Genomic DNA, 235 nt, shown 5'->3' with positions numbered 1-235 from the left:
CGGGGCCCGCGACGTCGTACTTCGCGCCGTCACCGGTGTAGCCGCCGTCTGCGAAGCCGGCGAACGGGTTCCTGATGTCCTCGCCCCAGTTCCAGAAGTTGCTCCAGATAGTGCTGACCATGTACCCCCATGGGTCGTCTTTTGGGCTGGTGAAGGTGCCACCACCCTCTCGCTCGCGCCCGCTCTTCTTGATGCCATCCGGGATGCCGCGCCCAAGGGCCTCGCCCGCCGCCGT

At 67.2% G+C, this 235-nt stretch carries 1 protein-coding gene; it reads right to left on the bottom strand.

What is annotated here, in order from left to right; all coding sequences use genetic code 11:
* On the bottom strand, nt 1–235 hold a 235-nt coding region (locus tag ACZ3HG_RS24915; protein WP_465335231.1), incomplete at both ends, for a hypothetical protein.

The sequence above is a fragment of the Erwinia sp. PME.40.26/001 genome, assembly GCF_055556675.1.
The sequence above is the reverse complement of the archived record's forward strand: the minus strand, read 5'-3'. Positions and strand labels throughout refer to the sequence as shown.